The 12,461-nt window shown below is 39.4% G+C and carries 10 protein-coding genes; 7 read left to right on the forward strand and 3 right to left on the reverse strand.

Annotated features, from left to right (window positions below; all coding sequences use genetic code 11):
* Positions 1-60: 60 nt before the first annotated feature.
* Positions 61-1,326, reverse strand: a complete 1,266-nt coding sequence (locus FCR2A7T_RS00405; protein ID WP_023569283.1) for an ABC transporter permease — start codon at positions 1,324-1,326, stop codon at positions 61-63.
* Positions 1,327-1,616: 290 nt separating this feature from the next.
* On the opposite strand from FCR2A7T_RS00405, the gene purH reads away from it, so the two are divergent.
* The 6 genes from purH to rodA are packed head-to-tail and all read left to right on the forward strand — an operon-like array spanning position 1,617 to position 8,836.
* Positions 1,617-3,143, forward strand: coding sequence for a bifunctional phosphoribosylaminoimidazolecarboxamide formyltransferase/IMP cyclohydrolase (purH, locus tag FCR2A7T_RS00410; RefSeq protein ID WP_023569284.1), 1,527 nt, complete (start codon positions 1,617-1,619; stop codon positions 3,141-3,143).
* A gap of 55 nt (positions 3,144-3,198) precedes the next feature.
* A complete protein-coding gene (locus FCR2A7T_RS00415; protein ID WP_023569285.1) occupies positions 3,199-4,227 on the forward strand; it encodes a rod shape-determining protein in 1,029 nt (342 codons plus the stop codon).
* 11 nt (positions 4,228-4,238) lie between these two features.
* Positions 4,239-5,066 carry a rod shape-determining protein MreC gene (gene mreC, locus FCR2A7T_RS00420; protein WP_023569286.1) on the forward strand — a complete coding sequence of 276 codons (828 nt, stop codon included), beginning with the start codon at positions 4,239-4,241 and terminating at the stop codon, positions 5,064-5,066.
* On the forward strand, positions 5,059-5,565 hold the full coding sequence (locus FCR2A7T_RS00425; RefSeq protein WP_035116734.1) for a hypothetical protein: 507 nt from the start codon (positions 5,059-5,061) through the stop codon (positions 5,563-5,565). The genes mreC and FCR2A7T_RS00425 overlap by 8 nt, the downstream gene beginning before the upstream one ends.
* Positions 5,562-7,583 (forward strand): penicillin-binding protein 2, encoded by a 2,022-nt coding sequence (gene mrdA / locus FCR2A7T_RS00430; protein WP_023569287.1) that lies wholly within the window; start codon positions 5,562-5,564, stop codon positions 7,581-7,583. The genes FCR2A7T_RS00425 and mrdA overlap by 4 nt, the downstream gene beginning before the upstream one ends.
* Positions 7,580-8,836, forward strand: coding sequence for a rod shape-determining protein RodA (gene rodA, locus FCR2A7T_RS00435; protein WP_035116736.1), 1,257 nt, complete (start codon positions 7,580-7,582; stop codon positions 8,834-8,836). The genes mrdA and rodA overlap by 4 nt, the downstream gene beginning before the upstream one ends.
* A gap of 1 nt (position 8,837) precedes the next feature.
* Here rodA and FCR2A7T_RS00440 read toward each other — a convergent pair whose 3' ends face one another.
* A complete protein-coding gene (locus FCR2A7T_RS00440) occupies positions 8,838-9,647 on the reverse strand; it encodes a DNA/RNA non-specific endonuclease (RefSeq protein ID WP_035116741.1) in 810 nt (269 codons plus the stop codon).
* A gap of 80 nt (positions 9,648-9,727) precedes the next feature.
* Between FCR2A7T_RS00440 and FCR2A7T_RS15065 the strand changes: the two genes are divergently transcribed.
* Positions 9,728-10,231 (forward strand): hypothetical protein, encoded by a 504-nt coding sequence (locus FCR2A7T_RS15065; protein WP_023569290.1) that lies wholly within the window; start codon positions 9,728-9,730, stop codon positions 10,229-10,231.
* A 52-nt stretch (positions 10,232-10,283) separates the two neighbouring features.
* Here the strand turns inward: FCR2A7T_RS15065 and FCR2A7T_RS00450 are convergent, their stop codons facing one another.
* Positions 10,284-12,455, reverse strand: coding sequence for a carboxy terminal-processing peptidase (locus FCR2A7T_RS00450; RefSeq protein WP_023569291.1), 2,172 nt, complete (start codon positions 12,453-12,455; stop codon positions 10,284-10,286).
* Positions 12,456-12,461 lie beyond the last annotated feature (6 nt).

Below are 12,461 nucleotides of genomic sequence, written 5' to 3' on the forward strand. Positions count from 1 at the left end.
TGTACGCAACAGTTATAAACTGCCGACTGATTACTAAATACTGATTACTGAACACTTAAATTACATCCCACTGCGAATCGCTTCCACAGGATCCAGTTTGGATGCTGAAATAGCAGGTACAATTCCGGAAATCAATCCAATAAAGGCCGCTAAGGAAGTTCCAATCACCACGTTCCAGAAACCGAGTACGAACTCAAAATCCAACGCTTTGGACAAACCTAACGCAATAACCCAAACCAGCAACATCCCCACAATCCCTCCTATTACGGAAAGAATAACCGCTTCAAACAAAAACTGGAAAAGGATAAAACGATTTTTGGCGCCTAAGGCTTTCTGAATTCCGATAAGATTGGTACGCTCTTTTACCGAAACGAACATGATATTGGCAATTCCGAAACCACCTACCAACAATGAAAATCCACTGATAATCCAGCCCACCAGATTCATCTGCCCTACAATGCCGTCAATCATTTCGGTAAAACCGGAAAGAATATTGATGAAAAAATTATCCGGATCACTGGTTTTCAGTCCTCTGAAATTACGGAGTTTATAGGTTAGTTCGCCTTTAAACTCTTCGATATCGGTTCCTTTTTCGGGTTTTAGTTCGATTACCGGAGTTAAAGCATCGTTGTTGTCTCCGAAGATGCGTCGGAAATTATTGCTCGGAATGTACGCCCGGGTATCGTTACTCCCGAAAATGGACTCCCCTTGTTTTTTCATTACCCCAACCACACTGTAACGTTGTCCGTACAACCGAACGTCTTTACCAATAGGATTCATGTCGCCAAAAAGCGTATTGGCCACTTCACTCCCAATTACAATTACCCCCAATCCGGCATTGGATTCGGCTTCCGAAAAAAATCTTCCTTCGGCCACTTTAACGTCGTCGATGACTTCAATTTCGTTGGTAGAAGGCACAATTTCAATGGCACTGGCCGTTTGTTTTTCAAATTTTATGTTTTCCCTTTTAGTAAAATACGCAAAACAACTCTTGTCCAAATGGGTTAAGGAACGACGCAGATGCAAATATTCGTCGTAGGTTACATTGGGAAACTGTCCGATTTTCCAATCCGGAACATCGGAAGGTCCGAAAGAATATTTAAACAGGTAGATGGTGTTTTTATCCAGTCCGCTCAAATCGCTTTTAATTTTCCGGTCCATTGAATCTACAGCCGTTAAAACCGCAATAATGGAAAAAATACCAATGGTAACACCCAACAAAGACAGTAACGTACGCAACTTGTTGTTTCGAAGTGCGTTCATGGCAAAACTCAGACTTTCCTTTAAAAGTCGGACGTAAAGAATCGTATTGTTATGTTGGCTCATGGTATCCGGATTTTGATATGCTTTGAAAGCGAATGAATATTGGTATTAAAACCGACAAAAATGTTACAGAAATTCAAGACAAATCGTAAATAGCCCTGATGGGAATGTAAATCCTGTTATTGTGAGATTGTCCCGCAAGCTCGCACTAACAGATTGCAATGGACAGCAGGAAAATGGCCTCCAAAAAAGCCCAAACCAACCGCTCCAAAAAAATATAAAAAACTATGTTATAATGTTTTGAATCTTAAGTGTACAATACCTACTTTTGCACCTTTAAACACAACAACACAATGAACACTGCAAAAACAATCCAATCCGCCTTAATTTCGGTATTTGACAAAGAAGGTTTAGAACCTATCGTAAAAAAATTACACGCCCACAACGTAACCATTTATTCTACTGGAGGAACAGAAGAGTTTATTAAAAGCTTCGGTATTCCGGTTGTGGCGGTGGAAGATGTTACTTCGTACCCCTCCATACTTGGCGGACGCGTAAAAACGTTGCACCCGAAAATCTTCGGTGGTATCCTGAACCGTCAGGACCATGAAGGCGATGTGGCACAAATGGAAGAATACCAAATACCGCAGATTGATTTAGTGATTGTAGATTTATATCCTTTTGAAAAAACAGTAGCTTCCGGAGCGAGTGAAGCCGATATTATCGAGAAAATCGACATCGGTGGGATTTCCTTAATCCGTGCAGCGGCGAAAAATTTTAAAGATACCGTTATCGTGGCTTCGGTTAACGAATATGCTTTGTTCCTTGACATGATTACCAACGGAAACGGCGCAACAACATTGGCGGAAAGAAAATTACTGGCAACCAAAGCCTTCCACGTTTCTTCGCACTATGACGGCGCTATTTTCAATTACTTCAACTCAGACGAAACCGTTTACAAAGCGAGTATTGCTGACGGCCAGGTGTTACGTTACGGAGAAAACCCGCACCAGAAAGGATTTTTCTTTGGCGAATTTGACAAAATGTTCAATAAAGTCCACGGAAAAGAGCTATCTTACAACAACCTATTGGATGTGGATGCGGCAGTGAATTTAATGAACGAGTTTAAAAACGATAAAGCCACTTTTGCGATTTTAAAACACAACAATGCTTGTGGTTTAGCTACAAGAAACACAGTTAAAGAAGCGTATTTGGATGCTTTGGCGGGTGATCCGACTTCGGCTTTCGGAGGTGTTTTGATTTCCAATTCAAAAATTGACGAAGCGGCTGCAGAAGAAATCAATAAGTTGTTTTGCGAAGTGGTGATTGCACCGGCGTATGACGAAAAAGCGATTGCAATTTTAGAAGAAAAGAAAAACAGAATCATCCTGATTCAGAACGAGGTGGAATTACCTACAAAACAAGTGAGAACTTGTCTTAACGGTTTGTTAATTCAGGAAAAAGACAATATTACAGACAATAAAGAACATTTAAAAGTCGTTACTCATACAGCTCCGACAGTACAGGAAATCGATGATTTGCTGTTTGCATCCAAAATCTGTAAACACACCAAATCCAATACGATTGTTTTCGCTAAAAACGGACAATTGCTAGCTTCCGGAACCGGGCAAACTTCAAGAGTGGATGCCTTGCGTCACGCTGTTGAAAAAGCAAACGCCTTTGGTTTTGATTTGAATGGTGCCGTAATGGCAAGTGATGCGTTCTTCCCATTCCCGGATTGTGTGGAATTGGCGAAAAATGCAGGAATTACTGCGGTAATCCAACCGGGTGGTTCCATAAAAGACGAATTGAGTATCAACTATTGCAACGAAAATAAAGTTTCGATGGTATTTACCGGAATTCGCCATTTTAAACATTAATTTTATTATTTTTGTAGGCTAATTATTTATAAATAAATTAAACCCTCTTTTGAGTATGGGATTTTTTGATTTCATGACCGAGGACATCGCGATTGACCTTGGAACCGCAAATACCTTAATCATTCATAATGACAAGGTTGTTATTGACAGTCCGTCTATTGTTGCCCGTGACCGCATCACCGGTAAGATCATTGCTGTCGGTAAGGAAGCGAACATGATGCAGGGTAAAACCCATGAGAACATCAAAACCATTCGTCCTTTGAAAGATGGGGTTATTGCTGACTTCGATGCGTCGGAGAAAATGATTAGCATGTTTATAAAAAGCATTCCTGCCTTAAAGAAAAAAATGTTTACACCGGCACTTCGTATGGTCGTTTGTATTCCATCAGGGATTACCGAAGTGGAAATGCGTGCGGTAAAAGAATCGTGTGAGCGTGTAAACGGAAAAGAAGTATACTTAATCCACGAACCGATGGCTGCGGCTATCGGTATCGGGGTTGACATCATGCAGCCGAAAGGAAACATGATTGTAGATATCGGAGGGGGTACCACAGAAATTGCTGTTATCGCATTAGGCGGTATCGTGTGTGACAAATCGGTTAAAATTGCCGGTGACGTGTTCACAAACGACATCATCTACTACATGAGAACGCAGCACAACCTTTTTGTTGGGGAAACTACCGCTGAAAAAATTAAAATTGCCATCGGTGCTGCCACAGAAGATCTGGACACACCGCCGGATGAAATGGAAGTACAAGGACGTGACTTGTTAACCGGAAAACCAAAACAGGTAAACGTTTCCTACCGTGAGATTGCCAAAGCGTTGGACAAATCGATTCAGCGTATTGAAGATGCGGTAATGGAAACCTTATCCCAAACGCCTCCGGAATTAGCAGCAGACATCTACAACACTGGTATTTATCTTGCAGGTGGAGGCTCGATGTTACGAGGACTGGACAAGCGAATTTCACAAAAAACCGACCTACCGGTGTATATTGCTGAAGACCCCCTAAGAGCAGTAGTACGCGGAACCGGAATGGCATTGAAAAACCTACAAAAATTTAGAAGTATTCTTATCAAATAAAGAAATAATACATGCAGCAAATAATTAATTTTATATTTAAAAACAGCAATCGATTGCTGTTTTTGCTGCTTTTGATAACCTCGTTAACACTGACTATTCAGTCGCATTCCTACCATCGAAGCCAGTTTGTAAGTTCGGCTAACGATGTAACGGGCGGTGTATACCAACGCATCAACAATGTGAAGGAATACTTTAATCTGCGCACACAAAACGACAATCTGGCAAAAGAGAATGCTTATCTGAAACAATTGCTTTACAACAAACCCGATACGGTTATCGCTTCCACCGAACTGATTCCGAGAGGATATGAAGACATTAAAGTAATCCAATCCAAAGTCATCAACAATTCCTTCAACGTTCCTGAAAATTACATCACCATCAACAGCGGAAGCAAAGACGGCATTAAATCCGATATGGGTGTGGTCAACAGTCTGGGGATTGTGGGTATCGTTGAAAAAACCTCTAAAAATTACGCTACGGTTCAAAGCATCCTGAATATTAAATCACAGATTAATGCCAAGATTAAAAAATCAAATCACTTTGGTTCCTTAATCTGGAATGCTAAAAATGTGGGCTATGCACAATTAATTGATGTGCCTCGATTGGCGACCGTTCGAAAAGGAGATACGATTGTAACCGGCGGACGTTCGGTAATCTTTCCTGAAAACATTCCAATTGGAAAAATCGACCGTATCTTCATCGACAAAGCTACAAACTACTATACCATTAACGTCCGTTTATTCAACGACATGACAAATCTGGGTCACGTGTATGTAATCGAAAATGTAAAACGCAAGGAAATCATTAAATTAGAAGAAGAAACAAAACCAGATGAATAGTACCTTTCTCCTAAATACTTTCCGATTTGTGGCGCTGCTTGCCCTTCAGGTTGTTCTGTTTAACAACATCAACTTTCTGGGGTATGTCAATCCGTTTCCCTACATTCTGTTTATCATTTTATATCCTGTAAACGGTAACCGAGCAGGACTATTGGTCGCCAGCTTCCTGTTGGGACTCACCATGGACATGTTTTCCAATTCGGGAGGCGTTCACGCTACGGCTTGTCTTGTTTTAGCCTACTTGCGCCCGTACATATTCAAATTTGCCTTCGGTATCAGTTACGAATATCAAACGGTAAAAATTGCCGATAAAATGTCGCCGGAACGCTTCACTTTTATCCTTATTGCGGTTTTAATTCACCATTTGGTGCTGTACCTTTTAGAAATCTTCCGATTTAATTTCTTTTGGGAAATTTTATGGCGAACTTTGTTATCAACTTTGTTTACCTTATTACTTTGCATCATAAGCATCTACTTAATTAAGCCAAGCAAACGATGAGAAAGCTTTTTTTACCCGGTTTGATTGTTGTTACGGCAGTGCTGTTAATAGCAAGGCTTTTCTATTTGCAGATTCTCGACGATTCCTTTAAAATCAAGTCGGACAACAATGCCATTAAAATAGTGTACGATTATCCGGAACGCGGCTACATTTACGACCGAAACGGAGAATTATTGGTAGCCAACCAACCTTCCTATGACATCATGGTCATTCCAAAGGATATCAAAAACCTTGACACTTTAGAATTTTGTACTATCCTCAATATCACTAAAGAAGATTTTATCAAGAAAATTGAGAAAGCAAAAATCTACAGTCCGCGTTTGCCTTCCGTATTTCTGCCCCAACTGAACAAGATGGAATATGCTGCTTTTCAGGAAAAAATCAGAAAATACGAAGGGTTTTATATTCAGAAACGTTCTTTAAGGGATTATCAGGTGAATGTAGGCGCCAACGTTTTCGGCTATATCACTCAGGTAAACGACGCCATCATCAAAAAACATCCTTACTACAAAAGCGGGGATTTGATTGGTATGCAGGGCGTGGAACAGACCTATGAAGAAATTCTGCGCGGAATTAAAGGGGTTAAGTACCGTCAGCGCGACCGTTTCAACAAAGACATCGGTCCGTATAAAGAGGGGATTTACGATACAATTGCCGTTCAGGGAAAAGACATTACCCTGACGTTGGATGTCGAGCTTCAGAAATACGGTGAAGCCCTAATGAAAAACAAACGCGGCGGAATTGTAGCAATCGAACCTAGAACCGGTGAAATATTGGCTTTAGTGACGGCTCCGTCTTATGATCCTGCCATTTTGGTTGGAAGAGAACGCTCTAAAAACTATACAGCTTTATACAACGACTCCATTTCCATGCCTTTGTTTGACAGGGGGTTATTGGCGGAATACCCTCCGGGTTCTCCCTTTAAAATCTTAACCGCACTGGTTGGCTTACAGGAAGGCGTTATAGACGAAAAAACACAGTTTGTTTGCAATCACGGTTTCTCCTATGGTCGCGGATCCTTTATGCGCTGTCACTGCGGTGGTGGAGTTAGGGATTTGCATGTAGGTATTTACAAATCCTGTAACGCCTATTTCGGGAACGTATATAAAAGAACGATAGACAAGTTTCAAAAACCAAGATATGGTGTTAATGCCTGGAGTGGCCATTTAAAGAGTTTTGGACTGGGGAATTTCATGGGCTACGATCTGCCGCCAGGAAGAAAAGGACACATCCCAACCTCTAATTACTATGATCGCTGGTATCCAAATGGCGGTTGGAGAAGTACTACCATTATTTCCAATTCCATCGGACAAGGAGAGGTTCTGATGACTCCGATTCAATTGGCCAACATGATGGCTACCGTTGCCAATGAAGGGTATTATTATACACCTCATATCATCAAAAAAATCAAAGGACAGCCCATCGATAAAAAATTCCGAACCAAACACATAACAACCATAGACAAGCAATACTTCAAACCTATTATTAACGGTTTGTTTGACGTTTACAACTTGGGTACAGCATACGGTTCGCGTGTGGAAGGAATAGAAATATGCGGAAAAACGGGTACCGCTGAAAATTTCACCAAAATTAACGGCAAACGAGTACAGCTGCAAGATCATTCGGTTTTTGTTGCTTTTGCTCCAAGAATTAATCCGAAAATAGCAATCGCCGTGTTAGTAGAAAACGGACATTACGGTGCAACATGGGCCGCCCCAATAACCAGTTTGATGATTGAAAAATACATCAAGAAAGACACCATAACAAGAGTTGATTTAGAACGCCGTATGATGGAAGGCAGTCTGCAGGCAGAATACGACAAAGTTGTTAATGGCTTTTACTTTGAACCAAAAGACAAGAAAAAGGATTCAAAAGAAAAAACCGAAGTAACGGAAAAAAATAAAGGCGATAAAAAAACAGGTACTCAAAAAGAAGACAAAAAAGACGATTCGCAAAAAAACAATGCGAATATAAAAGTGACTGCAACGGATAATAAACAGAAGCCTAAAAACAAATGAAAAACCAAAGTGTAATCAACAATATCGACTGGATTACCGTTATTATTTATACCATCCTGGTTATCATGGGATGGATGAATATTTATTCTGCTTCTTTACCGATTGAAGAAACTTCCTTTTTCGATTTGTCTCAGACTTATGGAAAACAAATGCTTTTCATCATTTTGGCAATTCCTTTGATTTTTGTAATCCTCTCCATGGATGCTAAAATATTTGAAAAATATTCCACTGTTTTTTACATTCTCGGCATCTTTTCACTTTTGGGATTGTTTGCATTTGGTAAAACCATCAAAGGGCAAACCAACTGGTATCAGTTCGGGGGTTTTGGTTTTCAGCCTTCTGAATTTGTTAAAACCGCAACGGCTTTGGTATTGGCGAAATTGGTAAGTGACACCCAAATCAATTTAAAAAAATTCAAACACCAACTTTTTGCGTTATCTGTTTTCTGCTTCCCTATTTTACTTATTATGATGCAACCCGATGCAGGAAGCGCCATGATTTTTCTCTCCCTGATTTTTGTACTCTATCGCGAAGGCTTACCCAGCTGGTATTTATGGACCGGATTTATAGGGATTGCACTTTTTATATTGGCATTAGTGGTAAAACCGATATTTCTCATCGGATTTGTTTTGCTGGTTATGATTATTCATTTCATCCTAAACACCCGAATTACTAGAAATCCAATTATTTACGGAATTATATTTGTCTTAATTACCGGAATGGTTTTATCAGTGGATTATGTTTATGAAACCGTTCTGGAGCCACATCAGAAAGACCGAATCAATGTATTAATTGGTGAAGATGTAAACATGCAGAAAGAAGGATACAATCTAAACCAATCGATGATCGCCATTGGTTCCGGAAGCTGGCTTGGAAAAGGTTATTTGGAAGGCACTCAAACCAAAGGAGGCTTTGTACCGGAGCAACACACCGACTATATTTTCACAACCGTTGGTGAAGAATGGGGTTTTGTGGGGGCATCGGTAGTTATTTTTCTGTTTGTATGTTTATTTCTGCGGATTATTTACCTCGCCGAACGACAAAAAACAAAATTCAGTAGGATTTACGGGTATTGTGTCGCCACTTATTTGTTCACCCACTTTTTTGTAAACATTTCAATGCTTATCAAACTATTCCCTACCATTGGGGTTCCGTTGCCTTTCTTTTCGTATGGAGGTTCCAGTTTGTGGGCCTTTACGATTATGCTTTATATTTTTATCAAGATGGATGCCAACAAAGTAAACGAATGGTAATTTAGAAACTCCATTCTTTATAATCACTTGTTTTTTCCAAACGATTTTCTGAGGCATCCGGAAGCTTGGGAAAGAAATCAATGCCTGTCATTTTTTCGATAAGATCCACTTCCACTACAAATTCATATAAGGGTTTTTCCGAATCTTGGTGTGGCACTAAAAAACCTATCATTTTTTTAGTGTCTTTGGTCATCAGTATTTTGTAAAAATAATTGGGTACCGCAACCTTTTCCTGACCAATCGTTTTTAAATTATCACTTAAAACACCGCCGGTTACCACGTAAAGTCCATTGTATTTTTTTGCCCAATAGCGGGTTTTCTGCTCCAGACGATTCCAAATGCCATCATTAAAATCATGACGCTGTGGTGAAATATTAGAAGTATAAAATGTTTCTTCAAAAGCTTTGTACGAACTTTTCCTGTCGCCGGCCGGACACAAATGTCCTTTGTCATAACCCGATTTTTTATAGTTCCTCCAATCGGCGGAATGTGTTTTCACTTTCGGATCATCAATAAAAAAGGGACGGTTGAAATTACGATTGGAAAAATCCTGCTCCGTTAAAACATAGGCAACCCATTCTGATTGTTCAAATTCTTCCGAATACGAAAAAGCAAATCCTTCCCGCTGCACTACAACTCCGGTAGTAGAAGTTGGAAAAAAATCAAAAGAAGCCGTAACTGAAGGCGCTACAGTTTCGATTGAAGGCTGCAATACTTCATTTGGTGCAGTTTCATTTTCCTTGCAAGAAGGGAAAATAATAAACAAACCCAACACAGCTTTAAAAATCAGTTTTCTCTTATTTATCTTCATCCTAACGTATATATGATTCAATATTTCTTAATTTTGTAAAGGTATTAAATCAGAAATGAAGTATATTAAAATTTAGAACTATGAGAAATAAAATCATCCTTGCCATAGCAATTTGCGGATTTCAGTTTGGATTCGCACAAGAAGTAGTAAATGAAACCACTCCAAAACCTATTGACAAGGTAGAAGCGGAAAAAAAAGCAGCCGATGAAAAAGCAAAAGCTCTTGAAGCGGAAAAAATCGAAAAAGAGCGCATTCAGATTTTGAAAGATGCTGAAAAGCAACGAAAAGAAATGGAGCGTGAAAACCAAAAAATGGAGAAAGAGCTGAAAAAAGCAGAAAGAGAAAAAGAAAAACTGGACAAAGCCAAACGCAACGTTGAAAAAGCAAAGGACAAATTGGAAGACAGCAAAAAAGATCTTTCCAACGCACAGGAAAAATTCGACAAACAGATGCGCAAAGGAAAGCTTGATGCAGAAAAAGAATTGAAAGCCAGGGAAAAACTTTTAAAACTGAGCAACAAACAAAAAGAACGTCAGTTGGATTTGGAAAAAGCACAAATGAAACTGGACAAATTATTGAAATAACAAAAAAAGCCATTCAGAATCTGAATGGCTTTTTTGTTATGGGGAAGGCTTCTTATTTCACTTCCGCCAATTTATTTTTCTTGTCTTTAATATTAATGTTTCCTTTCATTACCGGAGTGGATTTCATATCGGAAAGGATGTTTAACGCTTCTTCCACATACACGTCGCTGGCAAGACTTTCATGCCATCTTTCTCTCTTTTGAGCCAAAAGCGTATCTTTTTTGAAAATTTCCTGCTCATAAGGCAAAGAAGTGAATTTCAAATTGCTTTTATAATCAACCAACGCTTTGAATTTCTTAGCCGTTGCTTCCACCGCATTTTCTTCTTCTCTGAATTTTTTATAGTTCAGACTGTAGGTATTTACATCCTTACGTTCGTTAATCCATTTTGCGTTTTCATCAATTAATTTAAATTGTTCGCTGTTGGCCATTCGCGCTTTACTTTTGGCAATAACGTCGTCAAAAGTTGCGTTTTTGGCAACCTTATAAGAGGCTTCATCAATTTTATCCCAAGGCATCGCGTTTTCCACATCACGTTCTCCCATTTCGATATACGAATAACGATCCGGCATAACGATATCACTCAACACCCCTTCTCTTTGGGTAGAACCGCCGTTAATTCGGTAGAATTTCTGTGTAGTAGTCTTTAATGCGCCCAAATCTCCGAAAGAACTGCTTCTTACAAACTGATTCAAATCGATTAAATTCTGAACCGTACCTTTACCATAAGTATGTTTACTTCCAATCACGATACCGCGTTTGTAATCCTGAATGGCTGCCGCAAAAATTTCGGATGCCGAAGCCGAGAAGTTGTTCACCATCACTACTAAAGGTCCATCCCATTGCACGCGGGAATCTTTGTCGTACAAAACGTCTTTCTTTTTACCGGCAGATTTTACCTGAACAACCGGTCCGTCTTCGATAAACAAACCAACCATATCCACTACGGTTTGAAGCGATCCGCCGCCGTTGTCACGCAAATCCATTACGATACCTTCAACGCCTTGTGCTTTCAGCCTTTCGATTTCCTGCGCCACATCTTTAAAAGCATCGCGTTTGTCTTTATTTTCGAAATCGATATAGAATTTCGGAAGATAAATGATTCCGAATGTTTTACCGCCTTCTTTCACGACACTTGATTTCGCGTACGTTTCTTCCAGCTCTACCACTTCACGAATGATTGAAATCACTTTAATGGTACCGTCTACTTTTTTAACCGTCAAACGTACCTCAGTTCCTTTTTTACCTTTAATCTTTTTAACAACGTCATCCAAACGCATTCCAACCACATCAACAGGTTCTTCACTGCCTTGAGCAACCTTCATGATTAAATCGCCTTGCTCCAGTTGTTTGCCTCTCCAAGCAGGTCCGCCGGGAATCAGTTCTGAAATTTCAGTGATGTCGTTTTTCTTTTGCAAACGCGCACCGATACCTTCCAAAGTTCCGCTCATACTGATGTCAAACTTGTCTTTTTCTTCCGGAGCGAAATAAAAGGTATGTGGATCAAAACGTTCCACGATTGAATTCAGATAAATGGAAAACCAGTCATTTCTATCCAATTCGCCAACGAAATCGAAATAATCGTTCAATGATTTCAGAGTCGTTTCACGGGAATCTTCTTCTAGTTCCGCAAAGGTTTTCTCTTTATAATTCGCGTCTTTTTTCTTTTTATCCTCTTCCAGCTTCAGTTTGTCTGTTATGGAAGACAAAACCGATAATTTCAACTGTTTCTCCCAACGCGTTTTCAACTCCGCTTTATTTTTAGAGAACGGCATTTTATCATAATCTGTATTGATATTATCTTCCTTATTGAAATCCAGAGGTTTGTCTAAAATTTCTTTGTAAATTTTTCTGGATTCGGCCATGCGCTCTAGCAAACGGGAATAGGTTAAATCAAAGAATTTAAGATCTTTGCTTTTAATCATATCGTCAATCTGAGTTTCGTATTTCTTAAACTCATCAATATCCGATTGCACGAAGAATCGTCTGGAAGGATCTATACCATTAATATATTCCTTATACACACTTTTTGAAAACGCATCATCCATTACTATAGGATCGTAATGCCCTTTTTCCAAAACAAAAGTCAGCAGCTCTAATAAAAGTCGGTCTTTTTCGGGGTCTTCTTTTTTGTTAGGCACAAAACTCCACAGTATTGCTGATAAAGCAGTTATCAACAACACAATCTTATAATTTCTCTTCATAAATTGCCAAAAAGTATTCATTACTAT

The sequence above is a fragment of the Flavobacterium cauense R2A-7 genome, assembly GCF_000498475.1.
Classification (GTDB): domain Bacteria; phylum Bacteroidota; class Bacteroidia; order Flavobacteriales; family Flavobacteriaceae; genus Flavobacterium; species Flavobacterium cauense.

Coding starts and splice junctions, on each gene's coding strand:
- FCR2A7T_RS15065 (WP_023569290.1), top strand. CDS start 9,728: ATGAGAAATAAAATCATCCTTGCCATAGCAATTTGCGGATTTCAGTTT.
- rodA (WP_035116736.1), top strand. CDS start 7,580: ATGAAAAACCAAAGTGTAATCAACAATATCGACTGGATTACCGTTATT.
- FCR2A7T_RS00415 (WP_023569285.1), top strand. CDS start 3,199: ATGGGATTTTTTGATTTCATGACCGAGGACATCGCGATTGACCTTGGA.
- mrdA (WP_023569287.1), top strand. CDS start 5,562: ATGAGAAAGCTTTTTTTACCCGGTTTGATTGTTGTTACGGCAGTGCTG.
- FCR2A7T_RS00425 (WP_035116734.1), top strand. CDS start 5,059: ATGAATAGTACCTTTCTCCTAAATACTTTCCGATTTGTGGCGCTGCTT.
- FCR2A7T_RS00405 (WP_023569283.1), bottom strand. CDS start 1,326: ATGAGCCAACATAACAATACGATTCTTTACGTCCGACTTTTAAAGGAA.
- FCR2A7T_RS00440 (WP_035116741.1), bottom strand. CDS start 9,647: ATGAAGATAAATAAGAGAAAACTGATTTTTAAAGCTGTGTTGGGTTTG.
- purH (WP_023569284.1), top strand. CDS start 1,617: ATGAACACTGCAAAAACAATCCAATCCGCCTTAATTTCGGTATTTGAC.
- mreC (WP_023569286.1), top strand. CDS start 4,239: ATGCAGCAAATAATTAATTTTATATTTAAAAACAGCAATCGATTGCTG.
- FCR2A7T_RS00450 (WP_023569291.1), bottom strand. CDS start 12,455: ATGAATACTTTTTGGCAATTTATGAAGAGAAATTATAAGATTGTGTTG.